We start from the raw sequence: 24,914 nt of genomic DNA on the forward strand, positions 1-24,914 counted from the left end.
TTTTGTGGCGCGGTTTACTGCTCGGGATTACGTCCCGGCAACTTAAACCCAGTGAAGCGATCGGCGTAGGCGCGGATCTTGTCCACTCCTAGCAGGCCAATCATTCCGCCGACGATTCCAGCAGCCGACTGGGGGATGCCCAGCAGCTCAAGCCCTGAAAGCATCGCCAGGGTGATACAGCCGCACAGCAGGCTTTCGAGGAAGGCCGCCTTCTTGGTTCCGCCGCCGTAAATGATTCGTAACGCTGAGATCGACACGGCCAGACCGGCCGCATAGAACGCGGGTGCATGCTGGCTTAGCCACGCAAGCACAATGAGCCAGGTATCTGGTTTGTCTGGCATATGGGCCATTCCGGTTCCTCCCTCTCGGGGAGCTATAAATAAAAAAGCCGCTCAAGGCGGGCATTGGTTACGTGCTGTCGTCGTTGACGATATTTGACCTGGCCCCAAGCCAGTGGCAACCTAGACGGCTGCTTCAAAATCAGCGACAGAACTCTTTCTCACAAGGCTTGCCTCCCTCGGACATCTGGTATGACTTCACAGCTCGAAATAGTCATCAACGCGACAAAGAAGCTCGAATCGCTGCTGACCCTGCTGGGCGCGGACGGCAGAGGCCTTCAAGAGAAATGTGACTCTGTGGCTCACTTGTTACCGCCCGAGATAGTTGGGACGGTCAAGTACCTAGCTCGGAATCGAAATAAATTGCTGCACGAAGATGGTTTTGAGCTCTCCGACTTGGGAGCCTTCCAGTATCAAGCGAGCTCGGCGATTGCTTACTTAGAAAGAGTTACTGCTCTCGATCAGAAGATCGAGGAGCCAGTACCCAACGGAATCACGATCAAAATGCCTGACCGCGCTATTCACCCTGTTCCGATCGAGGAGCTGGAGTGGTTTTTAGCTCAGGAGCCAGTGTTCATTGAGCCCCATGAAAAAACCAAGGGTTGAACGAAAAAACTGGCTTAACAGTCAAGTCAGTGACGATCCTTTGATGGATGCTTAAGCCTCGTCGTTACGTGGCTCGCCGCGGGGCTTAACAAGCCTCAGCTCACCGACGCCGTGGTCTGCCAGCAACGCCTGCACATCGCCCAGGTTGCGGGCCAGGTCACCGTAGAGCGTTACCCCGCCAAGGCGCAGTGGCTCGACGGCAGGCTCTTCATCGATTCTGGCAACAACGTTGCCCGTCTCCAGGTCGCCGATCACGGTGTTCCCGGCCGGCCCCCTGATGGTCAATGCCCCCGTCTTTAGGTCAGTATCGACCTGGCCTGAGGTGCTCGAAAGATGCGTGTAATGCCCACCGATATGACGAGCCTTTGGTTCAGAGCGGCCCCAGCAGCACTCCCAGCTTGGAGCAATGGGTGTGGCGGAGCCGAAAACGAAAAGGCCTCGATCAATGTCGAGGCCCTGAATTGGTGCGCATTTAGTTCCGAAGCCAGTCAAAAACGCTACTGGTTTGTACTTGCTAGTTTTGGCAGGCTACCTGCGGAGGCGTAGATGGTTCCAGTCTCAGGGGAAACACGATTGAGTTTCCAGCTAAGGGCCTAAGCTCCGAAACCGCGAGGATGCAAACAAGCCCCTGCCCGCCATCGCTCCTTGGTCTACTGCCTACACCTACCAACGCTTCGTAGTTTTTCCCCGGCTCCAACTTGTAAACAAGCGCCTGAGCACCGCAAGACGCGTAGGTGCTGCCATAGCTACCAATGGTCGCGCCCAAGGTTGCAATTTGGAACGGTTGATCAGCCCTAACGCGATACTCAGTTACGACCTCTTTATAAACGCCTTCGCCCATCCTAATTGAGGGGATGTATTCAATAAGAGTGGGCGAAGCTCTTTCCGGCATACCAACCTTTGCCGGTTTTAGGGGGTACTGGGGGTAGTTGATATTCGCCCCTCCGTGCTGTGCGAAACGTCCGGCCTCAGCCATCTTATGACGAGTAGCAGGAGCACAATTACCAGTGATGCTATCTCCATAAACATCGGAGTTAGTGATTACGCGAAGCCGCGCCACCCCCTCTGATTGAGCAGGCTCCTCATATGGAACTGAGGGGATCCCAGAGCAACCAGCAAGCGTTAAAGCGAAAAGGGTTACGAAAATGACACCCCGCATGAACACGTCCTTATGTACGCGAAACTTAAAAAAAACCCGACTCAATGGTCGGGTTATATATCTCACTCCTCAACACGCGCAGGAATGACAGGATGGGTGAATAATGCGACATGGCGACATGACATGCAAGCCCTTTTGAGGGCCTCATTTACGCCGCCTCGCCGGAGAGTACTCCAACTGCCTCGAGCATGTGCTGCGCCTCGACCAAAGCCTCGTTCACCATCGACTCCAGATTGCCCTTGATTGCCTTGTTCCAGCGCTGATAGGTGCGCTCTGTGAGCCCCTGGGAATCCCAGCTAGTCATGTCGTAGATCGACTCGGACAAAACGATTACACCAGGTTTCGTTTCGGTCACGGCCCGGGCATGTTTGTTGGCACGCTCGATTGCAGCAGCTGCGGCTTTGTTCCGCCAATCCCATTGGCCGGCCTCTTCGTTCTCACGCAGTTCGGGCGCCTTTAATTCAACCACCTTTCGCTGAATGCCCTTGGCTTGCTGGGGCACCGCCCACACCAGCACCGCTCGCTGGGTGAAGAGCAGTGGTGCCGGGCTTGATACTACCGAGACGAGACGGCCGATAGAGTCGATCTTCCTGCCGCTGTGCGTGCTGTACTTCGCCACCAGGGCGTTCCAGTGCCGCGGGCTGAGCTGGGCGTGCAGCAGCTTGTGCACGATCGAGTCGGCCAGCAGAGCCGCATCCTTCCCCGAAATTTCGCCCTTGAGCTTGCTGGTCTGTACGCGCGGCTCGACATTGCACCCGCCAGCACTGTTGATTGTCTCGGCGGCCAGGGCCCTGACTACTGCGGAAACCACATTCTGATAGATCATTGCCCACCCCCTGCCCGCTTGGTTTTCCTCAAGATGAATTCTTCGCTACTACGCTTGCGGGCGACTGCGGCACCCCAGGCAAGCACGGCGCCGGATGCCACAAGCATCACGGCCAGAATGAAAAACGCCCATGCTGTGGTCATGCTGCAACCTCCTTCAGCTGTTTGATCTTTGCCCGGTACTCAGCCTTGATGGCCTTCAGGTCGTCGATGGTGTGCTTGCAGGCCTGATGAGGCCCTTCAAGCCAAGCCACCCGGTCGGCGCCGATGCGCTGCACCAGCCGGATGCGGTACTCGACCGCGTTACCGGACAGGTTGCGATTGCACTTCACGCACTGGCGGTGCACGTTGAGCGGCTCGAAGCGCAGCTCAGGGCAAGCGCCAACAGAGCGGTAATGACCGGCGTCCCAGCGGCTCCCGGTGATCAGGTCGTGATCGCTGGGCAGCGAGTCGCAGCTGATGCACGGCAGGTGCTGGTCGCGCAGGCGGATGTAGGTGTTGAATTCGGCCTGGGCCTCGCGCATGTAGTCGCTGCGGGTCTTGAGCTTCTCCTTGCGGACCTTGATCTCGCGGCGCTCGCGCTGGTCGATGGCCTTGTGGGCCTTTTCCCGATGACGCGGGGCATCGAGTGCCGCACAGGCCGGCCTGCATACAGCCTGCCCCATGCGTGAAGGGACGAATAAGGCCCCACACGATGCGACACAGCATTTTTTCGGCTTGGGCAGCTTCCTTTCGATCGTCATGCGGCCTCCTGGCTCAGCAGGTCGTCGAAGACCACACCATGGGCGGTAAAGTCAGCAACGATACGGTTGGTGTAGGCGATGCCCTGGGCGCGATTGAAGAGACTGGTTACCGGGAAACCGTCCGGCCCCAGCAGCTTGCAGTCGCCCATCAGGCCAAGCTTCTCTTCGTAGTTGAGGTGCTTAGTGGTTCGGTGCCAGGCTGCTCGGTAGCCCTCATCCTCGTTGATAAGGATCTGCACACCATGGTGCAGCTTGCAGTACTTGCGAGCCTCCGATGCGTCACCGATCTGGGTCATCTCGGCAATGCGCTTGTAGAAAGCGAACCACAGGGCGTTCTGGTCCAACGTGCGGTCCTTGCCCGGGCGCAGGCTCACCACCACGAATTTCTTGTCGCGGTACATGGTAGTCAGGCAGGTGATGGCCTCGGAGAGCTTGGCCTGACAGTTAACGCTGATCTTCTCAGTCATGACCGCCCTCCCCACCCATGAGCGCATGAAGCTTCGCAATTCCATCTCTGGCGCCAGGCCGGAATGCGTCATAGAGTTCGTCACGGATACGGCCACCAGGGCCATCACCATCGAAGGGATGCCCGCTTGCCCACCGATCCATGCATGCGCTAGCCCGGGCGCAGGTTGAGCGCAGCGCCTCGTTCTCGGCCTTGAGCTTCTCGGCGCTACGCCTGAACGAGTTCCGCTCACGGGTGAGCTTTCCCATATCCAAGCCCATTGCTTTGCAACTGCCACGCAAGCTTTCATTGTCGGCTGCAAGCTGGTCGCGCTCCGCGCCACGCTTCTCGGCAAGTTGTGCCAGCGGGTCATTGAGGATGTTGATGCCGTCCATGATCTTGCGGGCAAACACTTCGGGGGCGACTTCAGACGCGCTGTAAGCATCAGTCCCGACATAGCTGGCCAGGTTGCGCAACACCTCTTCGCAACCCTCCAGCCGCTCCACTTCAGCGAGCAAGCCAAGGGCCACCTCCTCCACGGTGTGCTCCCCAAGGAATCCATCCAGAGCATCGGTGCGCAGGTGCAGGTCTTGGTCGCCAGCCTTCCAGGCGCCGACCACTGCCCACAGCAGGGGCTCAAGAGCGCAAACGGATCATGTCTAACCGCAAGGGCCAGATCATCGACTTCCTGCGCGAGAACATGGAGGCGGCAAACATAACCAAGATCAGTTGCCCTCTTTTCACTATCACCCTAGCCAAAGGTCGCGAGTCGGTAATCATCGACGATGAAAAGGCTCTTCCCGATGACTTGGTTGACTCAAGGGTGACAACTGTCCCCGACAAGAAAGCCATTTCCGACCGAATCAAATCTGGGCAGGTCGTGAAAGGCGCTCACATCGAGCGAGGCAAGTCCTCGATCCGCATCAAATAAGAGATAGCTCATGCCAACACTTACCGATATCGGCCGCCTGGGCCGCGACGCTGAACTGCGCTACACACCTGAAGGTAATGCTGTCTGCAACCTGGCCTTGGCATGCGAATATGGCCGCAAGGGCCAAGATGGCAAGCGCCCCACTCAGTGGGTCGACGCCACGCTCTGGGGCAAACAGGCCGAAGCCATGGCGCCATACTTGCTCAAGGGCCAGCAGCTGCACTTCACCATCGACGACGCCCACGTCGAGACCTACACCAAGGCCGACCACTCCCAAGGAGTGAAGCTCACCGGCCGCGTAATCATCATCAAGTTCGCCGGCAGCCCGCCGCAGCAGGTGCAGCAAGGAAGCCAGCAGCAACAGCCTCGGCCCCAGCAGCAGCGCCAGCAGAGCCGCCCGCAGGCCCAGCCGCAGAACCAGCAAGGCGCCCCGGGCCCCGACTATGACAGCTTCGACGACGACATCCCCTTCGCCCCGCTGCATCACCTGGCCGGGGCGTAGCCATGATCGCCACAATCGCCCAGTCCATCCCCGCTGTGAAGTACGCCGCGGCCATGGCCACGTCCACTGGTCAGCCCTGGGGCGTGTATCGCGGAAACAAGCGTCTACTAGTGGTCATGCCCTCTGGCTCTACGAACAAGAAGCCAATTGAGGTGTGCCACCCATGAGACGCATCCAGAAGATCACCCAGCAGCGCCGCCGGCAGCTGCATGTTCACTTGCCGCCCAGCGGTTTAAAGGAGGCGTCTTATGGCGATGGACCAGGCCGAGCGCGACCGGCGCAGGCGCGAGAAGTCCGCGAAGGTGCAGGAAGAAGACCTGCGCTTGAAGGTTCGACCAGGGACTAAGCAGGCCCTGCTGGATCTGATGGAGTGGGCCGGGATCGAGGAACAGGGCGAGGCGATGACGCTGATGATTCATAACCTGCATGGGCTAGGTCCGGACGGCGCGCTGCCGCTTCTGGAACCGCCGCGCCACGAAATCTCTATGTCACCAACTGTGGCGCGACACCTTGAGCGGTTTTTCAAAATTGAGACTGCAAAGATCGCTCATGAGGACGATTGAAATACCCTAACCATTTTTCTCCTTCGGTGGCGGAGGTGGTGCAGTGGGCGCCTTGGGTCTTTTGCTTCTAGCAATCGGTGGCGCTCCGTTTGAATCCTCGAAGGCTGGCTCCCAGTCAGAACTCCAGCAGCTAAGAAGCATTAATTCCATATTCACTCCAACTACTGCCGATCAGGACGATTTTTTTGCGGGTGGGGGAGCTGCCGGCGCCGGCGGCCGTACGTTGGTAGGGCGGCCAGGGTTCGCGTTGTTCGTTTGGATCTCTCCGCTCGGACGAATGACCCGAGGCGGCATGGGACGGGGAGCTTCGCTTGACATAGTTACCTACCAGTTTTTTTCGGTGAACTCGACCCACTGTACCCGAGATGCATCGATAGTGAAAATCTCAGCCGCCATCGGGATCTCGGCTCCTTTTTCATCTAACCAGCTCGGGTCCTGAATAACGAACTGACCTTCTTTGGGCTCCGTTGGCCAGTGAAGTGGCCAGCCATATAGCCTTCTCTCATCTACCAAATGGAGAACGACGAAGCGCTGGAAACCAGTAAATGCGCTGTACCACTCCGTGGGATGCGATGTCTTCTTGGTTATTCCTTTGTCACGTAGCCAGCTATGAAGCCTGTCATTGCATGCGAAGTAGCACGACAAGCCGCCAAGCGCCAACGCAACGACACCAGACCAAAGCGACTTGGTTGTTGGCGTCCACATACCTATGGCATAGACATGCTTACCGAGCCATAACGCTAACGCCTCTATCAGACCGACCAGCAGCTGGATAATAAATGTGAAGATTAAGGCCTGAACAATCTGACCAAAGGTATCTGGTCTTTTGAAAGCGGTGAAGGAATAGAAGATCCAAGCCGTCAAAAAGCCCGGAATCAAGTACTGCAGTAGCGGTATCACTTCTTTTACTAGGTCATCCATCTCTAGTCTTGCCTCCTTCGACAGAGACCCGTAATACCCCATCCCAAACCAAATTGCCACCATGCCGCATCCGGCCCCTCGGAGGCATGACGCTGCCCACAAAAATCAGGAGAGCGCATGAGCAAAGCCCTGAAGCTGGTTTACGGAGTCGGGACCAATGACGCCGACTATCAGATCTGCCTTACCGAAACGGTTGGCGGACGCCGGCGATCTGTATGGACCTGCCCGTTCTACAAGGCATGGACCGGAATGCTGGAGCGTTGCTACAGCGAGAAGTTTCAGGTCAGGAATTCCACCTATCAGGGCTGCTCGGCATCCAGCGATTGGCTCACCTTCTCATCCTTCAGGGCTTGGATGTCCACTCAAGATCATGAAGGCAAGCAACTGGACAAAGATTTGCTTGTGCCAGGCAACAAGGTGTACTCCAGGGCGACTTGCGCGTTTATCTCGCCTGACCTGAACAGATTCATGGTCGATAGCCAAGCGATACGTGGCGACCTGCCGATCGGAGTTTCCTGGCACAAGGCGCGGCTAAGGTTCGTGGCCCAGTGCAGAAACCCTTTCACTGGTCGTCACGAGTTTCTCGGGTATTACACCAGTGCCTCCGAAGCTCACCAGGCGTGGCGAGAGCACAAGCACCGGATTGCAATTGCCTACGCCGATACGCAGTCGAACCCTCGTATCGCCACAGCATTACGGACTCGATACGCCGCCTGATCCTCCCGCGCTGCCCGCCAGCCCTTAAACGAAAACGCCGCCTGATGAGGCGGCGCTGACTGAAACGGACGTTACCAGGTCTTCGGCTCTGACTTCTTGTACGAGCCACCGGTCATGCACTTCTCAACCAGGTCTTCGCGAGCCTTATTGTCTGGGAGCGTTTTCAGGTAATCAGGCTGACAGTGTTCGGTAGTCGGCTCGTAGGCGGCGGTGTCGACGGCGTCTTCTTTGCAGCCAGCCGAAATGGCTGCAGAGGCTGCTACGAGGGAAATAAAGAGGAGGGATTTCAGAGACATGAGCTCATTCCGTTGAAGTGGCCGGGATTTATAGCAAACCTCGGCCCGCGTCGCAAAGACCACTCAGCGCTGCCCGCCAGCGCCACAGGTCAGTTCAACTCCTCAATTACTTCCGCTCGTACTTGAACTTGCCAAGCTCAATTTTGGTACCGGGCTGAGTGAGTCGGTAAATCCCATAGCCCACGGTCGCGGCCGCAGCGACAGAAGCTGTGATCTTCGGGTTGGCAACAGCCACTCCAATCACGGCAGAGCCCGCTGCTGCAATAGCTTCTTTGTTCTGAATCGCCAGAGTTATCAGCGTAGCGGTACCGGCGCCTGCCGCTACAACGTCGGCGTCGATTGTTCGGCCTGACTTGTGATCAATGGTATCCGTCATCTGCTTTTCTCCTGGGCATTAGATTGCCAGCACATAAAACACTAGTCGGTGGATGCTGACTACCGGCCCCACTATCTTTTTTGAATAAGCCACCCCGGCGAGGGTGGCGCATGCATGGAGAAAGCCATGAGCCAGTTCTACCTGCAGGACAGCCGCAGCCATGTCGGCGACGGCATGATGTTCTGGGCGAAGGAAGGTCGCGGTTACGTGACCAACCTGGACCAGGCCGAGCTGTTCACCTTTGAGGAGGCATGCCGACACCGCGACACCGATATCCCTTGGCCGAAGGAGTACATCGATGCCAGGGCGCACTACGGCGTCGACTGCCAGCTGATGGATGACGATCGGCGCATCGCTGGGCTTCAAGCCGGCACCAATGTCTACGTGCACGTGCCAGGCGACTGGAACGGGAACGATGTCTACTGGGTCAGCGAGCAGCGCGGCAAGGTGACCGAGAACCTGCAGCAGGCTCTCAGCATGGGCCTGGAAAACGCCCAGTTCACGTATGCCAACCACGCCGGCCAGGGCACGCGAGTTTTCTGGCCTGCAGCCTACATCGAGGAGATCAGGCGGCGACTGGTGCATCGCCAGAACGTCGACCACAAGCTAGCCCTGCGCGTGGCAGGCATAAAGATGCCCAGGCCGCCCAAGGTCGCCAAGCGCCGCCAGCCGGCGCTCAATTGCCAGGGCTGCGGACGCTTCATCAGCTGGGATGGCCGGTTCCTGAATGACTGCCGCAACTGCGGCGCGAACAACTGCCCCTGACCCTCCGGCGCTGCCCGCCAGCGCCTCAGGAGCCTTCGCTTTTCACCTGGCAAATCCCATTGGCCCGGTTTTTCCCGGTATAGGAGACATCTGGCGAGCCATCAGGGTTGATCGACAGCGAGATGGTCACACCGCTGCCCTTGGCTTCGAAGTAGTTCTCGTTGAACTTCTTCAGCTTGCCTTCCTTGCCATTGATGTAGATCGGGCCACCCTTGTCGGCGTGCACCTCGATGTTTCCTGGGCATGTGGCGTTCACCAGCGGAATACCAGCTTGGGCCGCGCCCGACGCCGCCAGCAAAGCACCTATCAGTAGTCGCTTCATCTCACGCTCCTTAGTGGATTGGCCTAGAGGGAAGCAATAACCCATTTCGGCGCTGCCCGCCAGCGCCTCCCACTTCAATGAATCACGCCACCCGGCGAGGGCGGCGCCTGCAATGGAGATTGCCATGAGCTGCTACAACTGCGACTACGTTCGCCGCCACTACAATGTGCCGGCCGAGATCGGGCGCCGGGTTATCGCCAACGGCGAGCCCGGCGTGATCATCGCCGACCGCGGCCAGTACATCGGCGTCATCCTCGACAGCGACCCGAAGAAGCGGATTCGCAACTACCACCCAACCTGGGAAATGCAGTACGGCGAAATGGCCGAAGAGCTGCCGCTGAAGCAGTTCGAGGTGCTCACCAACAGCATGTATGACTGGGATGACGTGAAGTACATGCTCGGCGATGCGCGCCACTACGTGCACCGCGTATGGGCGGCCACTCGCAGCCAGGCCAAGTACCGGGCCTACCAAGAGTTGGACGAGTGCTTCGAAGACGCCACAGCAATGCTCACCTTCAAAGTCCGCGCGGCCTGATCCTCCGCCGCTGCCGGCGAGTGCGTCAAAGGCTTTTTCAGCGCAAGCTAAATCTTGTCAGCTAGAAGCGAATCAAACGAACTTACAGTGTGTGCATACAGGTCTTTCGCCTCGCTAATAGCTGTCCGCATAAGCGAAACATACTCACGGTTATCACCCGAGTTCAAGCCTGATCGGCAAGCCTCGTAAATATCATCGGGATACTTCAGGTACAAGCTGATAAAGGCATCTGGAGTCCCCTTAATGCGGGCTTCCTCTGACTTATTAAGAAAAGCAACTGCGGAAGTCCATGCCTTCCTATAATTGGAGAATGCTTCAAGCAGCCTGTCCCGCCTTTGAGTTATCTCATCTTTAGCTTCAGCGGGGACTGGCTCTCCATCGAACATAAAATCGCACGCCCTCCCAATCGCTTGGAGATACCCTCGATACAAATGAAGGTCTGTGGCGGCATCTTTGAGCTTGGATATCCGAGAGAATCGCTCTGTATACCTAAATTGTTTCTTCCAAGAAGACAGTGCAGTTGCTGCCACCCCGCACGCTAAAATAGTCGCAATGTAACTAGTAGCTTCTAGCATGTCTTTTATGTTTGGTGCCCCAGAAAAAGCTGGTGCCCACACGACCCCTGTTACAAAAGACCCAACAACCACCGCTATCAATGCAACGATGTCCGCTCTCTTCATCCCTCTCCACGCTCCTAAATAGACGCATTGATAACTCGACCAACGAGCTTACCCTACAGCGCGAGGAATCCCCATGCCCACAGAAAACCAATCCAGCAACACCTACCGGCACACTTTCGCTGCGACCTGCCCTGGCGACGGGGAGGTCATCGTGTACAGCCTGCAGATCCGCAGCCAGACGATGATTCGCGTCGAGCACATCAAGACCGCTACCGCTCTGATCAAACAGGGCTGGCACGAGCAAATCGCTGACCAGCTGGCCGAGCATTTCGGTGGCGACCAAGTAATTAAGGCGGTGCACCAAGGCGTCGAGATCGAAACGGTGAGGTTGAGCGGATGATCCATTACCACGGCACGCCAATAGGTGGCACTCGGCAGGATGCGGCCCGCTTGCTGGCCGGCCGACATGCCCTCGTGCCGTACCCGCGGCAGGACGACATTGGCATCGTCGCAGAGACCTGCCAGTCGTTCGTCTTCGACAACGGCGCTTTCAGCGTTTGGAAGAAAGGTGGCCAGGTCGATGTGAACGGCTACACCCGCTGGGTGGATGACTGGCACCGGCACCCCGGCTTCGACTGGGCGTTGATCCCTGATGTGATCGACGGGGACGAAGACGCCAACGACCGACTGCTCGAGCAATGGCCTGCCCACCTGCCGGGTGTGCCGGTCTGGCACATGCATGAGTCGATCGAGCGGCTGCAGCGCCTGGCGCAGTCATGGCGAACGGTCGCCTTAGGCAGCTCCGGGCAGTGGCGGTCGCCCGGTACCGCGGCGTGGTGGAAACGAATGGCTGCCGCGATGGATGTGATCTGCGATGAACAAGGCCGCCCGCAATGCCGCCTGCACGGCCTGCGGATGCTTGATCCGGCGATATTCCAGAGCCTACCCCTAGCATCGGCCGATAGCACGAACGCCGCGGTGAATGGCGGCAGCATCAGCCGCTTCGGCATGTACACCCCGCCATCGGCCGGCCAGCGCGCCAGCGTGATCGCCGACCGCATCGAAGCGCACACAAGTTCCCCCGTTTGGCAGCGCGAGAGCCAAACCGAACTGGCCTTGTAATCAAAAGAGATCACCAATGACCACAGCAATCGACCTATTCGCTGGCTTCGGCGGATGGAGCACCGGCGCGCGCGCCGCAGGCGTCCAGGTTCTCTGAGTAGCCAACCATCAGCGGGTGATCGAAGCGCTCCTGCGAGCTGCCTAGGATTACTGGTCGATATTGGGCCGTATCGAGTAAAGGCAGTTGTTGGCGCCATCCGGAATCACCCACTCCTCGCCGACTCGATAGATTGGCCCAACCAGCTCGCCGCTCATTGCGTACAGACCGTTATCGATAATTTGAAAGCGCTGCACTCCCTGGTCATTAAGCACAGTGCCGTCAGGCTGTATCGGGCCAACCGCGGATGCGACAGGCCAATGACCTGCATAGAGCGTGTACCTGTGCGTCTTGAATCCCTCGAACATAACAAATGATCCATGGCCAAAAAATCAACTGTAACTGATACGAGTAGGTATCCCCATGCCCACAGAAAACCTATCCAGCAACACCGAACAGATGGTCAGCGTGCCGCGCGATGAAGTTGAGCGCCTGGTGAAGCTGCTGCAGTACCAAGCCCATACGTGCCCGTCCCCTCACGCCGAGTTCTGGCAGGGCCTGCTTGACGCGCAAGCCGCCCAGCACCAGGGCAAGCCGGCGGTCGTGGTGCCGGAAGGATATTGCCTCATGCCCAGGCAGCTCACAGCCGAAAACGGCGCCAAGGCCCTGTTGCTTGGTGAGTTCAAATTGCAGGTCACACGCGAATGTCCTGAATGCCAGGAGCTCGAAGATCCATTAGAGGGCTGCGAGGTCTGCGATGGAGAAGGTGAGTACGCGCAGCGCCACACCATTCCATGGGATCAGATCAAGTTCATCTACAGCGAGGCGGTCAAGGGTCTCGCTCTCCGGCCGAACGCTCTCCGGTAACGAAAGTCCTGAAAGGAGTACATTTGTACTCCGCTACGCCTTAACCCCTCTCCCCTCTATTGAACAGCCGCGATATGGCGGCAAGGACGAAGTCATGCCTCAACAAAAGCAACAGGCCACACCGAAGGCATGCACCTTCCAGCGCGGCACCTGGGAGTGTCGCGGTGACGGCTATCTGTGGGATGCGGATAGCGATGGCTGGGACCCCAGCGAAGCAGACAATCCCTGCCCATGCTGCAACACGCTCGAATACCTGGAGCGTGCAAAAGAAGAGGCCGAGAGCTGTAGCGCTTGGTCGGATGGGTGTTCCTCAGGCACGGGCGAAGACATCTGGCTCAATTGCTTGAGCTGGGCGGAGGCGGCAAACCCTGAAGGGCTTCCGGCGATCCTCCAGCAGATCGGCCCGGTAGAAGCCCTGGTCAGTGATCCAGGTTCGCCCGACGGCTACTTTGTCCGCACCAACAACGCTGAGGTGCGCCCATGACCCGCCTCGCCCTCTGCCTCCTGCTGCTGGCCACCGCCGCCAGTGCAGAACAGGTAACCCCCAACGTCGAAGTCATCCACGACGACAAGCGCGCTGTCACCTGCTGGGTCTACAGCGGCTACTACTACAAGGGCGGCATCAGTTGCATCCCCGACAGTCAGCTGCAGGCCGGCAACGAGCACCAGCTCTCCCCGCACGAACAAGACACCCCTACCCCTGCAAAGGCGCCAGTGCGCTGGGATGAAGAGAGGTATGAGCTGTGAAGCTGACCGACAAACAGCAGGGTGTTCTCGATGCCCTTCGCGAGGTTTCCCGCGCAAACGTGCTCCGATACCGAAACAAAACGCCGTACCTCTATGAGCAAGACTGCAAAAAGCTTGCGCGCGGCGACCAAGCCTGCGCCTTCGGCCTGGGCGGGTTGAGCTACCAGGTGGGTGCCCACCTCGACCTCTCCGCTGCATCTGTGCTCAGCACGTTCAAAGCCCTTGAGCACAAAGGCCTTGTTCTGCGCGAAGCCAGCTACCCCGAGCATCACCGCCCGCGCTACTGGTGGCCGGTGGGTTTCGCTGCCGAGATGGCTGCCGAACTGCTTCCCGCTGAAGGACTGACACCATGATCCTCCTACCCATCGCCGCCCCGCTCTTCATGGCCTGGTTGATCGGGAGAGAGGGGCGTTTCGGACGCATTGGGTTCTGAGGCGGAGAGAGCTGCAACGAAGGCGCTCCAGGCCTCGAAGCTATCTCGGTGACGTTTGCATGACGCACCCCATATGGGGCCGCTCATTTCATTACTCGAGACCAGCCCCATCGCATACGACGTTTCCGCATCGAGCTGGATCAACAACTTATAGGCCTGTATGCGCTCATCGTCTTTTGTAGATATCACGCGAACTCACTTCTGACGTTCTGGGACAAGGATTGCAGCATTATGCGCTATTAGTTCGACATCACCTCAACCTATCAATTCCCCCTCCCCACCTCTGCCGCCATGCGCGGCGTGGAGACAATCATGACCACCGAAACAGACGGTGACTTCGACAAGGTCACCGAGCAGCGCATGGCCGATCTACTGGGATGCACAAAGCGAACCCTGGAGGGTCGGCGCCTGCGCGGAGTATTCCCCGAAGGCGTCTGGATGAAGCACCAGCGCCGAATCATCTATAGCAAGAAGAGGTATGACGAATGGCTGGAAAGCCAATGGATTTACCCCGAGGGGTCGAAGTCTTCCGCAACTCCCTCCGGATTCGTTTCACATGGGACGGTATCCGTCGATGCGAAACGCTCCCTTACCCCCCGACACAAAAAGGCATCAAGGCTGCATCCCAGCTTCGCGATCAGGTAGTTAGCTTTAACAAGCTTGGCCTTCTGGACCAGGACAAGTACGCCGAGCTTTTCCCGGGTTCGCAAACTGTCGCGGGCAGCAAGCCGACGTTTGGTGAGTACGCCCAGCTCTGGCTCGACAGCCGGGAGATTACGCCCGGCACTTACAACAACTACAAAAGCGCGCTGAACAATTACTGGATGCTCCACTTCGCGATGGTTCGTGTGGACCTGATCACCACCACCCAGGTTCGCAAGGTGGTGAGTTCAATCACCTGGAGATCGCCGGGGGTAAAGCGCAACGCCCTGGTGAAGCTGTCAACAATTCTGCGCTCAGCGGTGATCGACGGATTGATCAGCAGAAACCCTGCAGAGGCTCTGCAACTGCCCAAGCGCACCAAGAAAGAGATCGACCCGTTCACTTTAGAGGAGGCGAACCAGATCACTACCAGGCTCTACGAGCACCCGCACTGGCCAAGCCAGATCTACGCGGCGTTCTTCGAGTTCGTGTTCTTCAGCGGCGTACGCCTGTCGGAGGGCCTGGCGCTGCGCTGGGATGCTGTCGACTTGGAGAAGAAGGTTGCCCATGTGAAGCGCACTGTAGCGCTGGGCGAGGTAGTCGAGCGCACCAAAACCGGCAAAGACCGGTTCGTGCTACTCAACGAGAGGGCCTTGCATGCGCTCGAGTTCGCCAGGGAGTACGCCGAGCGACGCAGGAATGGAAAGGGGCGGGTCACGGAGTCACCGTTCATTTTCCCGCCATCGAAGAACGCAGAGTACGTCCGGCAGACCTCTGATCTGCATCATCAGTGGCGGCCGGTGCTGAAAGAACTGGGGATTCGTTACCGCCCGCCATACAACTGTCGTCACACCTATGCGACAATATGCTTAATGTCTGGCCTCAACCCCGCATTTATCTCCCAACAGCTCGGCCACAGCGTGCAAATGCTGCTGTCGACGTATGCGCGTTGGATTAACTCAAGCTCCGACTGGAGCGAGCTGGAAAAGCTGCAAATTGGTATCAAATCGGTATCAGCCGCAATGCCAGCGACGTAAGCTATTGATAGGTAAGCCCTTTGATCTCCACCGCTAACATCACCATGCAGTTCGGCGCCAAGCCCTTGTTCGAGAACGTCTCGGTCAAGTTCAACAACGGCAACCGCTACGGCCTGATCGGCGCCAACGGCTGCGGCAAGTCGACCTTCATGAAAATCCTCGGCAACGATCTGGAGCCGTCCGCCGGCCAGGTCATGCTCGAGCCGAACGTGCGCCTGGGTAAATTGCGCCAGGATCAGTTCGCCTACGAAGAGTTCACCGTGATCGACACCGTGATCATGGGCCATGAAGAGCTGTGGAAGGTCAAGGCCGAGCGCGATCGCATCTATTCGCTGCCGGAAATGACCGAAGAAGACGGCATGGCCGTCGCCGAGCTGGAAACCGAGTTCGCCGAGATGGACGGCTACACCGCCGAATCCCGCGCCGGTGAGCTGCTGCTGGGCCTGGGTATCCCGCTGGAACAGCATTTCGGCCCGATGACCGAAGTCGCGCCAGGCTGGAAACTGCGTGTATTGCTGGCCCAGGCGCTGTTCTCGGACCCGGAAGTGTTGCTGCTCGACGAGCCAACCAACCACCTGGACATCAACACCATCCGCTGGCTGGAAAACATTCTCACGGCGCGTAACAGCACCATGATCATCATTTCCCACGACCGCCACTTCCTCAACAGCGTCTGCACCCACATGGCCGACCTGGACTACGGCGAACTGCGCCTGTTCCCGGGCAACTACGACGAGTACATGACCGCCGCGACCCAGTCGCGCGAGCAGCTGCTGTCGGACAACGCCAAGAAGAAGGCCCAGATCGCCGAACTGCAGACCTTCGTCAGCCGCTTCTCGGCCAACGCCTCGAAAGCCAAGCAGGCCACCTCGCGCGCCAAGCAGATCGACAAGATCCAGCTGGCCGAGGTCAAGCCATCGAGCCGGGTCAGCCCGTTCATCCGCTTTGAGCAGACCAAAAAGCTGCACCGCCAGGCCGTGACCATCGAGAAGATGTCCAAGGGCTTCGACGGCAAGACCCTGTTCGAAAACTTCAGCTTCACCGTCGAAGCCGGCGAGCGCGTAGCGATCATCGGCCCCAACGGTATCGGCAAGACCACCCTGCTGCGTACCCTGGTCGGTGAACTGAGCCCGGATGCCGGCGCGGTAAAGTGGACCGAAAGCGCGGAACTGGGCTACTACGCCCAGGACCACGCCCACGACTTCGAAGAGGACCTGAGCCTGTTCGACTGGATGGGCCAGTGGACTCAAGGCGAGCAGGTAATCCGTGGCACCCTGGGGCGCATGCTGTTCTCCAACGACGAGATCCTCAAGTCGGTCAAGGTGATCTCCGGTGGTGAGCAAGGCCGCATGCTGTTCGGCAAGCTGATCCTGCAAAAGCCCAACGTACTGGTGATGGACGAACCGACCAACCACCTGGACATGGAATCGATCGAGGCGCTCAACCTGGCGCTGGAGAACTACCCGGGCACGCTGATCTTCGTCAGCCACGACCGTGAGTTCGTATCGTCGCTGGCCACCCGCATCATCGAGCTGAGCCCGAGCGGTGTGGTGGACTTCAGCGGCACCTACGATGACTACCTGCGCAGCCAAGGTGTGGTGATCTGATCCAGATCTGATCGCGGGGCAAGCCCGCTCCTATAATCCTGTAGGAGCGGGCTTGCCCCGCGATGCTGGAAAATCCGTTAGCCTGCTTCCTTTTCTCTTCGCACCCGGCGATCATGGGCCCTCTCCCACCGCCCGCCAGCGAACGAGCTCATGTCCGCGCAAGCACCCGCCCCCGTCGATACCGGGTCGATCACCCGGCAAATCCTTTCGATTGTCTTTTATACCTTTATCGCCTTCCTCTGCATCGGTTTGCCGATCGCGGTGCTGCCCAGCTATGTGCATGACCAGTTAGGCTTCAGTGCGGTGATCGCCGGTATCACCATCGGCCTGCAATACCTGGCCACCCTGCTCAGCCGGCCGCTGGCCGGACGCGCGGCAGACAGCCTGGGTACCAAGCGGGCAATCATTTACGGCCTGATCGGTATTGCCGCCAGCGGTGTGCTGACCTTTGCTTCAGCACTGACAGTCGATGTGCCGTTGCTGAGCCTGCTGGCGCTGCTGGGCGGGCGCGTGCTGCTGGGCATCGCCCAGGGTCTGATCGGCGTCGGCACCTTGAGCTGGGGCATCGGTGCGGTGGGCGCCGAGCACACCGCGCGGGTGATTTCCTGGAACGGCATTGCCTCCTACGGGGCCATCGCCATCGGTGCGCCGCTGGGCGTGGCACTGGTCGACCGAGTCAATTTCGCCACCCTTGGCCTGGCCTTGAGCGTCCTGGCAGTGCTGGCCCTGCTGGTAATCCGCAACAAACCGTCGACGCCGGTGGTACGTGGCGAGCGCCTGCCGTTCTGGGCCGCATTCGGCCGGGTTGCGCCGTGCGGGGTCAGCCTGACTCTGGCGTCGATCGGCTACGGCACCCTGACCACTTTCGTCACCCTGTTCTACCTCGAGCAGGGCTGGAGCGGCGCAGCCTGGTGCCTCAGCGCATTCGGCGTGTGTTTCATCCTTTCACGGCTATTGTTCGTCAACGCAGTCAACCGCTTTGGCGGCTACCCGGTGGCGATGGCCTGCATGGCCACCGAAGCCCTGGGCCTGGCCTTATTGTGGCTGGCACCGAGCCCGCTGCTGGCATTGATTGGCGCAGGCTTTGCCGGTTTCGGCCTGTCGCTGGTGTATCCGGCGTTGGGTGTCGAGGCGATCAAACAGGTGCCCAGTTCCAGCCGCGGTGCAGGCCTGGGCGCCTATGCGGTGTTCTTCGACCTGGCCCTGGCGATTGCCGGGCCAATGATGGGTGCGGTGGCTCTGCACCTGGGCTATGCCTGGATTTTTTGCCTGGCTGCTTTGCTTTCGCTGCTTGGCGTCGGCCTCACCCTCCTGCTGTCACGGCGTGCCGGCAACTACTGATCGGCCATGTGCAGGCCGCCCTGATGGCGGTCAGCCAGGGTGTGGTTGAAAAACCGCGCAGCCTCAGCCTGCAACGTCAGGTGAATATCCTCACGGTCGACGCCGTCCGGGTCGTTGCACAAGGCGGCCATTTTCTGGCGCTGCTCGTCGTCGCACGGCGCCATGAACACGAAGTGCCCGGCACCGGCCAGCAGCTTGTAGTTGGGCGTGACCGGCAGCTTGCGCGCCAGGGCCTGGGCATTCTTGTCGATGGCCAGCAACTGGTCCTTGTCGCCGCTGTAGATCAACGCCGGGACCTTGACCTCGGCCAACGCGTGACGGCCGAACATCAGGCTCAGCGGCGCCATCAACATCAGCGCCTTGACCCGCGGATCGGGCGCGGCACGCAGGTCGGCGCGGTCGGCGATCAGCACACCCTTGGTTTTGCAGGCATCGGCATCCAGCGGCCGCTCCTGGCAGTAGCGCTGCAAACGCTCCAGGTCCGGTTGCGCCCCGGACAGGATCAAGGCGGTCTCACCGCCAGCCGAATAGCCGATCACGCCCACCTGCGGGCCATTGATGTACGGGGCCAGAAAGCTATCGCCGAGGCTGGCGGTGATCGCTGCGCTGATCTGCAACGGCCGCCCGTAAAGATTGCTCAGGGTGCCCAGGCGGCTGTGGTCGCGGGCATTATCGCCCGGGTGGGTCACGGCGACGACGATAAAGCCGCGCCGCGCCAGGGCGGTGGCCAGATCGTGCAAGGCCAGCGGCGTGCCGGTATTGCCGTGGGACAGCATCAACAGCGGATAACGGCCGATAACCATCGGCGCACCTTCCCAAGCCTGGACCCGGTAGCCGTCGATGCGGCTGCTGCGCTCAGGTGCAGTGGAGGGATAGAACGCCAGGGCCTGCACCGGCTGCGCATCGAGCGGGTCGGCGAAACTGAGGCGATGCACGCCGACACTCCAGTGCGCAGCCGGCTCGGCCTGCACCATCAGCGGGCTGCCCAACAGGACTAACAGGAGTAATGCGCCAAGACGCCGCATCGTTTCGCACCCTAAGCAACGCTATCGATCAATGCTGATAGTGCGCAGCATAGAACGGGCCAGCCCGGCGCAGATGAAACCTCAATGAAAAAACCGACTGCAGGCGCTGCCGGCAGTCGGTTTGATTACTGGCCCAGCGATCAGGCGGCGACGAACAGGTCGGTGCTGATCTGCACTTGCGCGGCGTTCAGGGCCTTGGCCCGGTGCTCATCGCCATAGGCCAGGCCGTGGGCACGGACGATTTCCAGGTCGGTGATGCCGATGAAACCAAGGAACACCTTGAGGAACTCTTCATGGCCGACCGCGGTAGGCTGGCCGGCGTGCAGGCCGCCTGCGGTCGATACCAGGATCACCTTCTTGTTGCCGCACAGGCCTTCAGGGCCGGCTTCGGTGTAGCGGAAGGTCTTGCCGGCCACTGCGACGCGGTCAATCCAGGCCTTGAGCTGGGTCGGCACGGTGAAGTTGTACATCGGCGCGGCCAGTACCACGGCGTCGGCGTCGAGAAACTCCTGCAGGGTTTCGGCGCTGAGTTTGGCTTCATGCTGCTGGGCGGCGTCGCGCAGTTCTTCCGGGGTGCCGGCGGCGACCAGGGTTGCGGCCGAGAAGTGGCTGATGGCGTCGCCGGCCAGGTCACGGTAAGTCACTTGCAGCGACGGCTCGGCGGTTTTCCAGGCTTCAACCACGCTGCGGCTCAGCTGACGGGAGGCGGAATTATCGCCCAGGATGCTCGAATCGATGTGCAACAGTTTCATGGGACTCTCCTGAATGAAGACCGCGAGTGGGCGATCACGATGGGGAGAATCCTACTTGGGTGGCGAATAGCTGATAAGTCAGTAAAAATGCGTTAGTTTGTCCTACTGGCAGGACAATGGTGACGCACATGCAAGACCTCAATGATCTGTTCTATTTCGCCCGGGTGGTCGAAGCTGGTGGTTTTGCCGCCGCTGGCCGTGTGCTCGGGATTCCCAAATCACGCCTGTCGCGGCGTATCGCCGAACTCGAAGAGCGCCTGGGCACACGCCTGCTGCAACGCACCACACGCCAGTTGAAGCTGACGGCCGTGGGTGAACGTTATTTGCGCCACTGCCAGGCCATGCTGCTGGAGGCGGAAATGGCCAACGAAGCGGTGGCGAGCATGACCAGCGAACCGCGCGGGCGCTTGCGGGTGTCGTGCCCGGTGGGCCTGGCCCATGAATTTTTACCGAACGTGATCAGCCGCTTCCTGCAGCAATACCCGCAGGTGCAACTGGACATGATCCTCCTCAACCGTCGCGTCGACCTGATCACCGAAGGTGTCGACGTTGCCCTGCGAGTGCGCGACCTGGGCGATGAAGACCCGGCGCTGGTCACCCGGCGCCTGCGTCAGGCGCAGATGCTGCTGGTGGCCGCCCCGCAGTTTGCCGCCGCGCAGGCGCTCGACCACCCGCAAGACCTGGCCAGCCTGCCGGTACTCGGTGCGGTGGATGCCGACCGCCTGGTGCATCTGCGCCTGCTCGATGGCCAGGGCCACAAGCACGAACTGGCCCTGGAGGCACGCCTGGCGATCGACGACTTTGTCGTGCGCAAAGCCGCCGCTGTCGCCGGCCTTGGCTTTACCACGCTGCCGATCATGCACTGCGAAGAAGAACTCGAACGTGGCGAGCTGGTGCGCCTGCTGCCAGACTGGTCGCTGCCCGGCGGTTATCTGCAGGCGGTCTACCCCCATCGGCGCGGGCTGCTGCCGGCGGTGCGGGTATGGATCGATCACCTGGTCGCGGAATTTGCCCAATGCGGGGAGCGTTATGTCTGACAAGAAAACCAGCGAAGAGCAGGTCGCAGCGTTCTGCCTGCGCCTGCCGGGTGCGCGCGAAGACTACAAATGGGGCGGTATCCGGGTGTTCTCGGTGGCCGGCAACAAGATGTTTGCCGTGCTTGACCTGGGCGGCGCCGGGTTGTCGTTCAAGGTCGATAGCGAGCTGTTTCTCGGCTACGTCGACCGCCCCGGCGTGCGCCCGGCGCCTTACCTTGCGCGGGCGCACTGGGTCAGCATGGCACCGCCCTACCCCATGGGCCGCGCCGAGCTGACCGAACTGCTGCAACGCTCCCATCAACTGGTGGTCCGGCGCCTGCCCAAGCGCCTGCAGCCAGGCTTGCTTATCTGAGGATTGGCCCCAGGGCAGCGCCAAGCCAGCGGCCGCCGAGCAGCAGGTGGTCGATCCAGAACAACTGATGCACGCCGACAATGGCCCAGAAACTGAGCTGAAACGACAGTTTGCGGGTCTTGTGCCGAAAGCGTTGCTGGGCCAGCAAGGCGCCCGGCCAGCCGCCGCACAGCTCACTGGCGTGAAGGACTTTCTCTGGCGTGCGCCAGGCCTGGTTGCGGGCCTGCTGCTTGTCGCGCCAATACAGCACGAAACTCACCAGGCTGGCCAACGGGTAGGCCACGGCCGGTAGCCAGGATTGCCCACTCAAAAGCATCTGCAAAGCGCCGCCCACCGGCAGCAGGCACAAGCCGACAAAGGCCAGCAACTTGCTGCGGGGGTTTTGCAGGGCGCCACTGGCAGGGGCTGCGCGGCGCGGCTGGCTTGGGCTACGGCTCATCTCAACCGTGCGCCGTGGTCCAGTCGACCCAGCCGAACAGCCAGGTGCCGAGGATGATCAAACCGAACACGATACGGTACCAGGCAAAGGCCGCGTAACTGTGGTTGGCGATGAACTTGAGCAAGCCGCGTACCGCGATCATGGCGAAGATGAACGAGACCACAAAGCCGATGGCAAATACCGGGAAGTCGTCTGGCTGGAACAGATCGCGGTACTTGTAGCCCGAATACACCGCCGCACCGACCATGGTCGGCATGGCCAGGAAGAACGAGAACTCGGTGGCTGCTTTGCGCGACAGGCCGAACAGCAGGCCGCCAATGATGGTCGAGCCGGAGCGCGAAGTACCCGGGATCATCGCCAGGCACTGAGCGCAACCAATCTTCAGGGCGTCGGACCAGCGCATGTCGTCGACCTGGTCAACGCGGATCACATGCTCGCGGCGCTCGGCCCAGAGCATGATCACGCCACCAACCACCAGGGCGGCGGCCACGGTGATGGGGTTGAACAGGTACTCATGGATCAGGTCGGCAAACAGCACCCCCAGCACCACCGCCGGCATGAAGGCGATTAGCAGGTTGACCGTAAAGCGCTGGGCCTCACGCTGACGCGGCAGCCCCACCACCACCTCGAAGATCTTGCGGCGAAATTCCCAGACCACCGCCAGGATCGCGCCCAGCTGGATGATGATGTTGAAGGCCATGGCCCGCTCACCACCGAAATTGATCAGGTCGGCCACGACAATCTGGTGGCCGGTACTGGAGATCGGCAAGAACTCCGTCAAGCCTTCGACAATACCTAGAATGACAGCCTGCAGGCCGGTCCAAAGATCCATGCTTCCCCCGTGGGGCAATGCCTGTGGCATGCCCCTTTATAGTCTTTTAGTTGCCAATGGCTGTTCAGCGCCTGGCCGTTTTACAGCGACAGTTGGTCGCAAAGCCAGCAGAAAAGTTCACGCGGCCTTCAGGTTTATCCCGTCGAGGCCGAAATCCTATCAGACCTCTCGGATAAACGCTGCTGGGACGACGCAACAGACCTCAACGAATCAAGCACTTAGTCCTTGGTCGAGTAGGTGGCGGGAGGCAAAGCATGCTTGGATGTGGGCAACAATAAAAAAGAACTCGAGGTAAGCATTCCATGAAGACTCTTCGCAGTATGTCGATCAGCCGGCGTTTGTGGCTGATCCTGGTAGTGGCAGTGGTGATGCTGGTAACCCTCGGTTTGCTGATGCTGCGCCAGATTCATGGCGACCTGTACCAGGCCAAAGCGGAAAAAACCCGCCATGTGGTAGAAACCGCCGCTGGCGTGCTGGCGTATTACCAAGGGCTGGAAGCAGCCGGCACATTGAGCCGCGACGCGGCCCAGCAACAGGCCCTGAGCGCGGTGCGCGGCCTGCGTTACGATCAGAATGACTATTTCTGGATCAACGACCTGGGGCCGAAGATGATCATGCATCCGACCAACCCCAAGCTCGACGGCCAGGACCTTTCGGCAATCCGCGACCCGGACGGCTTTGCCCTGTTCAACGAAATGGCCGCCCTGGCCAAGGCCAAGGGCGCCGGCAGCATCGACTACCGCTGGCCCAAGCCCGGCGCCAGCGAGCCGGTGAAAAAGACCTCCTACGTGCAGCTGTTCAAGCCCTGGGGCTGGGTGATCGGTTCGGGCGTTTACATCGATGACATGCAGGACGAGTTTTTGCGCCAGTTGCGCGATGCCTCGATCCTCGGCCTGGGCATCGCCCTGGTCATGACCCTGCTGGTGGTGCTGATTGCCCGCAGTATCGCCCGGCCGCTGCAGGAAGCGGTCGATGCCATGGCCACCATTGCCAGTGGCGAGAGCGACCTGACCCGGCGCCTGGATACCCACGGCAACGATGAAGTCACCCAGCTGGGCATCCACTTCAACAGCTTTACCGGCAAGTTGCAGGGCGTGATCAGCCAGTTGCAGGGCGCGGTGCATGCCCTGGCGCAATCGGCCAGCGATGTCGGCAACAACGCCGGCCAGGCCCAGCAGCGCAGCGAGCAGCAATCCCAGCAAATGGAGCAGGTGGCCACGGCCATCAACGAAGTGACCTACGCCGTGCAGGATGTGGCGAAGAATGCCGAACAGGCGTCCAGCGAAATGCATGACGCCCAGTTGCGCGCCGAACAGGGGCAACACAGCATCCACGGCAGCCTGCAGCGCATCGACCAACTATCGACGACCATCGATGAAGCGGTGCAGGTGATCCGCGCCCTGGCCGGTCAGAGCACGCGCATCGGCAGCGTACTGGAAGTGATCCGCTCGATTGCCGAACAGACCAACCTGCTGGCCTTGAACGCCGCGATCGAAGCGGCGCGGGCCGGTGAACAGGGCCGCGGCTTTGCCGTGGTGGCCGACGAAGTGCGCCTGCTGGCCCAGCGCACCCAGCAGTCCACCGCCGAAATCCAGAGCATGATCGAACACCTGCAAGGCCAGTCCGAGGCGGCGGTCAAGGCCATCGACGCCAGCAGCGAAGCCTCGCGCCAGACCGTCGAACAAGCCAGCGAAGCCGGGGTCAGCCTGGACGCCATCAGCCAGGCGCTGCACAACCTGACCGCGCTCAATGCCTCGATTGCCAGCGCTACCCTGCAGCAGTCCCATGTGGTCGAGGAGATCAACCGTAACGTTACCGAGACGGCCGACCTGTCGCGTCAGACGGCAACGGCCGCACAGCAGTCGAGCAGTGCCGGCGTGGCCTTGAACCGCCTGAGCGAGCAGTTGGATCGAACCCTCAGTCAGTTCCGGGTCTGACGGTTGGGCCCCGGGGAGCGTACCTGCGGCTACTTCGCCAGCG

At 60.0% G+C, this 24,914-nt stretch carries 35 protein-coding genes and 1 pseudogene; 20 read left to right on the forward strand and 16 right to left on the reverse strand.

The window, feature by feature from the left end:
* Window positions 1-14 precede the first annotated feature (14 nt).
* Window positions 15-350 (reverse strand): phage holin, lambda family, encoded by a 336-nt coding sequence (locus tag LOY34_RS13895; RefSeq protein WP_258663242.1) that lies wholly within the window; start codon window positions 348-350, stop codon window positions 15-17.
* A 180-nt stretch (window positions 351-530) separates the two neighbouring features.
* Between LOY34_RS13895 and LOY34_RS13900 the strand changes: the two genes are divergently transcribed.
* A complete protein-coding gene (locus tag LOY34_RS13900; protein WP_258663245.1) occupies window positions 531-944 on the forward strand; it encodes a hypothetical protein in 414 nt (137 codons plus the stop codon).
* A 51-nt stretch (window positions 945-995) separates the two neighbouring features.
* Here LOY34_RS13900 and LOY34_RS13905 read toward each other — a convergent pair whose 3' ends face one another.
* The 6 genes from LOY34_RS13905 to LOY34_RS13930 form a co-directional block, all read right to left on the reverse strand.
* Complete coding sequence (locus LOY34_RS13905) at window positions 996-1,199, reverse strand: hypothetical protein (RefSeq protein ID WP_258663247.1); 204 nt, start codon at window positions 1,197-1,199, stop codon at window positions 996-998.
* A gap of 1,052 nt (window positions 1,200-2,251) precedes the next feature.
* Window positions 2,252-2,929 (reverse strand): hypothetical protein, encoded by a 678-nt coding sequence (locus LOY34_RS13910; RefSeq protein WP_258663250.1) that lies wholly within the window; start codon window positions 2,927-2,929, stop codon window positions 2,252-2,254.
* The gene (locus LOY34_RS13915; RefSeq protein ID WP_258663252.1) at window positions 2,926-3,072 is read right to left on the reverse strand and encodes a hypothetical protein; all 147 of its coding nucleotides are present in this window, start codon (window positions 3,070-3,072) and stop codon (window positions 2,926-2,928) included. The genes LOY34_RS13910 and LOY34_RS13915 overlap by 4 nt, the downstream gene beginning before the upstream one ends.
* A complete protein-coding gene (locus LOY34_RS13920) occupies window positions 3,069-3,671 on the reverse strand; it encodes a recombination protein NinG (RefSeq protein WP_258663254.1) in 603 nt (200 codons plus the stop codon). The genes LOY34_RS13915 and LOY34_RS13920 overlap by 4 nt, the downstream gene beginning before the upstream one ends.
* The gene (locus tag LOY34_RS13925; protein WP_258663256.1) at window positions 3,668-4,138 is read right to left on the reverse strand and encodes a hypothetical protein; all 471 of its coding nucleotides are present in this window, start codon (window positions 4,136-4,138) and stop codon (window positions 3,668-3,670) included. The genes LOY34_RS13920 and LOY34_RS13925 overlap by 4 nt, the downstream gene beginning before the upstream one ends.
* On the reverse strand, window positions 4,131-4,736 hold the full coding sequence (locus tag LOY34_RS13930; RefSeq protein WP_258663258.1) for a hypothetical protein: 606 nt from the start codon (window positions 4,734-4,736) through the stop codon (window positions 4,131-4,133). Before LOY34_RS13930 ends, LOY34_RS13925 begins: the two co-directional genes overlap by 8 nt.
* On the opposite strand from LOY34_RS13930, the gene LOY34_RS13935 reads away from it, so the two are divergent.
* From LOY34_RS13935 to LOY34_RS13945, 3 genes are all read left to right on the forward strand, one after another.
* Window positions 4,736-5,047 (forward strand): siphovirus Gp157 family protein, encoded by a 312-nt coding sequence (locus LOY34_RS13935; RefSeq protein WP_258665108.1) that lies wholly within the window; start codon window positions 4,736-4,738, stop codon window positions 5,045-5,047. The genes LOY34_RS13930 and LOY34_RS13935 overlap by 1 nt on opposite strands.
* Window positions 5,048-5,057: 10 nt before the next feature.
* Window positions 5,058-5,549: a single-stranded DNA-binding protein gene (gene ssb, locus LOY34_RS13940; RefSeq protein ID WP_258663260.1), complete on the forward strand. Its 492-nt coding sequence runs from the start codon at window positions 5,058-5,060 to the stop codon at window positions 5,547-5,549.
* A gap of 248 nt (window positions 5,550-5,797) precedes the next feature.
* On the forward strand, window positions 5,798-6,112 hold the full coding sequence (locus LOY34_RS13945) for a hypothetical protein (RefSeq protein ID WP_258663261.1): 315 nt from the start codon (window positions 5,798-5,800) through the stop codon (window positions 6,110-6,112).
* Window positions 6,113-6,436: 324 nt separating this feature from the next.
* Here LOY34_RS13945 and LOY34_RS13950 read toward each other — a convergent pair whose 3' ends face one another.
* Complete coding sequence (locus tag LOY34_RS13950) at window positions 6,437-7,033, reverse strand: DUF6338 family protein (RefSeq protein ID WP_258663263.1); 597 nt, start codon at window positions 7,031-7,033, stop codon at window positions 6,437-6,439.
* 117 nt (window positions 7,034-7,150) lie between these two features.
* Here LOY34_RS13950 and LOY34_RS13955 point away from each other — a divergent pair, with 117 nt between their 5' ends.
* Window positions 7,151-7,750, forward strand: a complete 600-nt coding sequence (locus tag LOY34_RS13955) for a hypothetical protein (protein ID WP_258663265.1) — start codon at window positions 7,151-7,153, stop codon at window positions 7,748-7,750.
* Between the two features lie 71 nt (window positions 7,751-7,821).
* On the opposite strand, the gene trbK is transcribed toward LOY34_RS13955, so the two are convergent.
* Both trbK and LOY34_RS13965 read right to left on the reverse strand, forming a co-directional pair.
* Window positions 7,822-8,046 carry an entry exclusion lipoprotein TrbK gene (gene trbK, locus LOY34_RS13960; RefSeq protein WP_038995136.1) on the reverse strand — a complete coding sequence of 75 codons (225 nt, stop codon included), beginning with the start codon at window positions 8,044-8,046 and terminating at the stop codon, window positions 7,822-7,824.
* A 106-nt stretch (window positions 8,047-8,152) separates the two neighbouring features.
* A complete protein-coding gene (locus LOY34_RS13965; RefSeq protein ID WP_258593606.1) occupies window positions 8,153-8,422 on the reverse strand; it encodes a hypothetical protein in 270 nt (89 codons plus the stop codon).
* A gap of 126 nt (window positions 8,423-8,548) precedes the next feature.
* Here LOY34_RS13965 and LOY34_RS13970 point away from each other — a divergent pair, with 126 nt between their 5' ends.
* On the forward strand, window positions 8,549-9,187 hold the full coding sequence (locus tag LOY34_RS13970) for a hypothetical protein (protein WP_258663268.1): 639 nt from the start codon (window positions 8,549-8,551) through the stop codon (window positions 9,185-9,187).
* 25 nt (window positions 9,188-9,212) lie between these two features.
* On the opposite strand, the gene LOY34_RS13975 is transcribed toward LOY34_RS13970, so the two are convergent.
* Complete coding sequence (locus tag LOY34_RS13975) at window positions 9,213-9,509, reverse strand: hypothetical protein (RefSeq protein ID WP_195884218.1); 297 nt, start codon at window positions 9,507-9,509, stop codon at window positions 9,213-9,215.
* Between the two features lie 124 nt (window positions 9,510-9,633).
* Between LOY34_RS13975 and LOY34_RS13980 the strand changes: the two genes are divergently transcribed.
* Complete coding sequence (locus LOY34_RS13980; RefSeq protein WP_258663269.1) at window positions 9,634-10,044, forward strand: hypothetical protein; 411 nt, start codon at window positions 9,634-9,636, stop codon at window positions 10,042-10,044.
* A gap of 47 nt (window positions 10,045-10,091) precedes the next feature.
* Here LOY34_RS13980 and LOY34_RS13985 read toward each other — a convergent pair whose 3' ends face one another.
* Window positions 10,092-10,724: a hypothetical protein gene (locus LOY34_RS13985; RefSeq protein WP_258663271.1), complete on the reverse strand. Its 633-nt coding sequence runs from the start codon at window positions 10,722-10,724 to the stop codon at window positions 10,092-10,094.
* Window positions 10,725-10,797: 73 nt separating this feature from the next.
* Between LOY34_RS13985 and LOY34_RS13990 the strand changes: the two genes are divergently transcribed.
* From LOY34_RS13990 to LOY34_RS14030, 9 genes are all read left to right on the forward strand, one after another.
* Entirely contained in the window at window positions 10,798-11,064 is a 267-nt protein-coding gene (locus LOY34_RS13990; protein ID WP_258663273.1) for a hypothetical protein, read from the forward strand.
* Window positions 11,061-11,786, forward strand: a complete 726-nt coding sequence (locus LOY34_RS13995) for a hypothetical protein (protein WP_258663275.1) — start codon at window positions 11,061-11,063, stop codon at window positions 11,784-11,786. Before LOY34_RS13990 ends, LOY34_RS13995 begins: the two co-directional genes overlap by 4 nt.
* Before the next feature lie 460 nt (window positions 11,787-12,246).
* A complete protein-coding gene (locus tag LOY34_RS14000) occupies window positions 12,247-12,690 on the forward strand; it encodes a hypothetical protein (protein ID WP_258663278.1) in 444 nt (147 codons plus the stop codon).
* 94 nt (window positions 12,691-12,784) lie between these two features.
* A complete protein-coding gene (locus LOY34_RS14005) occupies window positions 12,785-13,174 on the forward strand; it encodes a hypothetical protein (RefSeq protein ID WP_258663280.1) in 390 nt (129 codons plus the stop codon).
* Complete coding sequence (locus LOY34_RS14010) at window positions 13,171-13,437, forward strand: hypothetical protein (RefSeq protein WP_258663282.1); 267 nt, start codon at window positions 13,171-13,173, stop codon at window positions 13,435-13,437. The genes LOY34_RS14005 and LOY34_RS14010 overlap by 4 nt, the downstream gene beginning before the upstream one ends.
* Entirely contained in the window at window positions 13,434-13,790 is a 357-nt protein-coding gene (locus LOY34_RS14015; RefSeq protein ID WP_258663284.1) for a hypothetical protein, read from the forward strand. The genes LOY34_RS14010 and LOY34_RS14015 overlap by 4 nt, the downstream gene beginning before the upstream one ends.
* A 565-nt stretch (window positions 13,791-14,355) precedes the next feature.
* Window positions 14,356-15,549: a site-specific integrase gene (locus LOY34_RS14020; RefSeq protein WP_258663286.1), complete on the forward strand. Its 1,194-nt coding sequence runs from the start codon at window positions 14,356-14,358 to the stop codon at window positions 15,547-15,549.
* Between the two features lie 20 nt (window positions 15,550-15,569).
* A complete protein-coding gene (locus LOY34_RS14025) occupies window positions 15,570-17,156 on the forward strand; it encodes an ABC-F family ATPase (protein ID WP_010226270.1) in 1,587 nt (528 codons plus the stop codon).
* 150 nt (window positions 17,157-17,306) lie between these two features.
* Window positions 17,307-18,497 (forward strand): MFS transporter, encoded by a 1,191-nt coding sequence (locus tag LOY34_RS14030; protein WP_195884229.1) that lies wholly within the window; start codon window positions 17,307-17,309, stop codon window positions 18,495-18,497.
* Here the strand turns inward: LOY34_RS14030 and LOY34_RS14035 are convergent.
* A complete protein-coding gene (locus LOY34_RS14035; RefSeq protein WP_045198363.1) occupies window positions 18,491-19,522 on the reverse strand; it encodes a dienelactone hydrolase in 1,032 nt (343 codons plus the stop codon). The genes LOY34_RS14030 and LOY34_RS14035 overlap by 7 nt on opposite strands.
* A gap of 140 nt (window positions 19,523-19,662) precedes the next feature.
* A complete protein-coding gene (locus LOY34_RS14040) occupies window positions 19,663-20,274 on the reverse strand; it encodes an FMN-dependent NADH-azoreductase (protein WP_045198361.1) in 612 nt (203 codons plus the stop codon).
* Between the two features lie 128 nt (window positions 20,275-20,402).
* Between LOY34_RS14040 and LOY34_RS14045 the strand changes: the two genes are divergently transcribed.
* Window positions 20,403-21,311: a LysR substrate-binding domain-containing protein gene (locus LOY34_RS14045; protein ID WP_195884230.1), complete on the forward strand. Its 909-nt coding sequence runs from the start codon at window positions 20,403-20,405 to the stop codon at window positions 21,309-21,311.
* The gene (locus LOY34_RS14050) at window positions 21,304-21,663 is read left to right on the forward strand and encodes an MmcQ/YjbR family DNA-binding protein (protein WP_258663288.1); all 360 of its coding nucleotides are present in this window, start codon (window positions 21,304-21,306) and stop codon (window positions 21,661-21,663) included. The genes LOY34_RS14045 and LOY34_RS14050 overlap by 8 nt, the downstream gene beginning before the upstream one ends.
* Here LOY34_RS14050 and LOY34_RS14055 read toward each other — a convergent pair.
* The gene (locus LOY34_RS14055) at window positions 21,656-22,102 is read right to left on the reverse strand and encodes a DUF1294 domain-containing protein (RefSeq protein WP_195884232.1); all 447 of its coding nucleotides are present in this window, start codon (window positions 22,100-22,102) and stop codon (window positions 21,656-21,658) included. The two genes, LOY34_RS14050 and LOY34_RS14055, sit on opposite strands and share 8 nt — an antisense overlap.
* Window position 22,103: 1 nt before the next feature.
* Complete coding sequence (locus tag LOY34_RS14060) at window positions 22,104-22,934, reverse strand: undecaprenyl-diphosphate phosphatase (RefSeq protein ID WP_093382336.1); 831 nt, start codon at window positions 22,932-22,934, stop codon at window positions 22,104-22,106.
* 392 nt (window positions 22,935-23,326) lie between these two features.
* Between LOY34_RS14060 and LOY34_RS27515 the strand changes: the two are divergent.
* Window positions 23,327-24,013 (forward strand): annotated as a pseudogene (locus tag LOY34_RS27515) (cache domain-containing protein); the annotation flags it as partial.
* A gap of 123 nt (window positions 24,014-24,136) precedes the next feature.
* The gene (locus LOY34_RS27520; protein WP_371128679.1) at window positions 24,137-24,871 is read left to right on the forward strand and encodes a methyl-accepting chemotaxis protein; all 735 of its coding nucleotides are present in this window, start codon (window positions 24,137-24,139) and stop codon (window positions 24,869-24,871) included.
* The last annotated feature ends 43 nt before the right edge of the window (window positions 24,872-24,914 follow it).

Source organism: Pseudomonas sp. B21-009, from assembly GCF_024749345.1.
Lineage (GTDB): Bacteria > Pseudomonadota > Gammaproteobacteria > Pseudomonadales > Pseudomonadaceae > Aquipseudomonas.

What these genes read in the sequence shown, in the direction of transcription:
- LOY34_RS13920 (WP_258663254.1), bottom strand. Translation starts at nt 3,671, where the DNA reads ATGACGATCGAAAGGAAGCTGCCCAAGCCGAAAAAATGCTGTGTCGCA.
- LOY34_RS13990 (WP_258663273.1), top strand. Translation starts at nt 10,798, where the DNA reads ATGCCCACAGAAAACCAATCCAGCAACACCTACCGGCACACTTTCGCT.
- LOY34_RS14055 (WP_195884232.1), bottom strand. Translation starts at nt 22,102, where the DNA reads ATGAGCCGTAGCCCAAGCCAGCCGCGCCGCGCAGCCCCTGCCAGTGGC.
- LOY34_RS13970 (WP_258663268.1), top strand. Translation starts at nt 8,549, where the DNA reads ATGAGCCAGTTCTACCTGCAGGACAGCCGCAGCCATGTCGGCGACGGC.
- LOY34_RS13955 (WP_258663265.1), top strand. Translation starts at nt 7,151, where the DNA reads ATGAGCAAAGCCCTGAAGCTGGTTTACGGAGTCGGGACCAATGACGCC.
- LOY34_RS13975 (WP_195884218.1), bottom strand. Translation starts at nt 9,509, where the DNA reads ATGAAGCGACTACTGATAGGTGCTTTGCTGGCGGCGTCGGGCGCGGCC.
- trbK (WP_038995136.1), bottom strand. Translation starts at nt 8,046, where the DNA reads ATGTCTCTGAAATCCCTCCTCTTTATTTCCCTCGTAGCAGCCTCTGCA.
- LOY34_RS13895 (WP_258663242.1), bottom strand. Translation starts at nt 350, where the DNA reads ATGGCCCATATGCCAGACAAACCAGATACCTGGCTCATTGTGCTTGCG.
- LOY34_RS14010 (WP_258663282.1), top strand. Translation starts at nt 13,171, where the DNA reads ATGACCCGCCTCGCCCTCTGCCTCCTGCTGCTGGCCACCGCCGCCAGT.
- LOY34_RS13950 (WP_258663263.1), bottom strand. Translation starts at nt 7,033, where the DNA reads ATGGATGACCTAGTAAAAGAAGTGATACCGCTACTGCAGTACTTGATT.
- ssb (WP_258663260.1), top strand. Translation starts at nt 5,058, where the DNA reads ATGCCAACACTTACCGATATCGGCCGCCTGGGCCGCGACGCTGAACTG.
- LOY34_RS13995 (WP_258663275.1), top strand. Translation starts at nt 11,061, where the DNA reads ATGATCCATTACCACGGCACGCCAATAGGTGGCACTCGGCAGGATGCG.
- LOY34_RS14040 (WP_045198361.1), bottom strand. Translation starts at nt 20,274, where the DNA reads ATGAAACTGTTGCACATCGATTCGAGCATCCTGGGCGATAATTCCGCC.
- LOY34_RS14060 (WP_093382336.1), bottom strand. Translation starts at nt 22,934, where the DNA reads ATGGATCTTTGGACCGGCCTGCAGGCTGTCATTCTAGGTATTGTCGAA.
- LOY34_RS13945 (WP_258663261.1), top strand. Translation starts at nt 5,798, where the DNA reads ATGGCGATGGACCAGGCCGAGCGCGACCGGCGCAGGCGCGAGAAGTCC.
- LOY34_RS14030 (WP_195884229.1), top strand. Translation starts at nt 17,307, where the DNA reads ATGTCCGCGCAAGCACCCGCCCCCGTCGATACCGGGTCGATCACCCGG.
- LOY34_RS14000 (WP_258663278.1), top strand. Translation starts at nt 12,247, where the DNA reads ATGCCCACAGAAAACCTATCCAGCAACACCGAACAGATGGTCAGCGTG.
- LOY34_RS14050 (WP_258663288.1), top strand. Translation starts at nt 21,304, where the DNA reads ATGTCTGACAAGAAAACCAGCGAAGAGCAGGTCGCAGCGTTCTGCCTG.
- LOY34_RS14005 (WP_258663280.1), top strand. Translation starts at nt 12,785, where the DNA reads ATGCCTCAACAAAAGCAACAGGCCACACCGAAGGCATGCACCTTCCAG.
- LOY34_RS13900 (WP_258663245.1), top strand. Translation starts at nt 531, where the DNA reads ATGACTTCACAGCTCGAAATAGTCATCAACGCGACAAAGAAGCTCGAA.
- LOY34_RS13915 (WP_258663252.1), bottom strand. Translation starts at nt 3,072, where the DNA reads ATGACCACAGCATGGGCGTTTTTCATTCTGGCCGTGATGCTTGTGGCA.
- LOY34_RS14020 (WP_258663286.1), top strand. Translation starts at nt 14,356, where the DNA reads ATGGCTGGAAAGCCAATGGATTTACCCCGAGGGGTCGAAGTCTTCCGC.
- LOY34_RS13965 (WP_258593606.1), bottom strand. Translation starts at nt 8,422, where the DNA reads ATGACGGATACCATTGATCACAAGTCAGGCCGAACAATCGACGCCGAC.
- LOY34_RS13910 (WP_258663250.1), bottom strand. Translation starts at nt 2,929, where the DNA reads ATGATCTATCAGAATGTGGTTTCCGCAGTAGTCAGGGCCCTGGCCGCC.
- LOY34_RS27520 (WP_371128679.1), top strand. Translation starts at nt 24,137, where the DNA reads ATGGAGCAGGTGGCCACGGCCATCAACGAAGTGACCTACGCCGTGCAG.
- LOY34_RS14035 (WP_045198363.1), bottom strand. Translation starts at nt 19,522, where the DNA reads ATGCGGCGTCTTGGCGCATTACTCCTGTTAGTCCTGTTGGGCAGCCCG.
- LOY34_RS13980 (WP_258663269.1), top strand. Translation starts at nt 9,634, where the DNA reads ATGAGCTGCTACAACTGCGACTACGTTCGCCGCCACTACAATGTGCCG.
- LOY34_RS13925 (WP_258663256.1), bottom strand. Translation starts at nt 4,138, where the DNA reads ATGACTGAGAAGATCAGCGTTAACTGTCAGGCCAAGCTCTCCGAGGCC.
- LOY34_RS13985 (WP_258663271.1), bottom strand. Translation starts at nt 10,724, where the DNA reads ATGAAGAGAGCGGACATCGTTGCATTGATAGCGGTGGTTGTTGGGTCT.
- LOY34_RS14045 (WP_195884230.1), top strand. Translation starts at nt 20,403, where the DNA reads ATGCAAGACCTCAATGATCTGTTCTATTTCGCCCGGGTGGTCGAAGCT.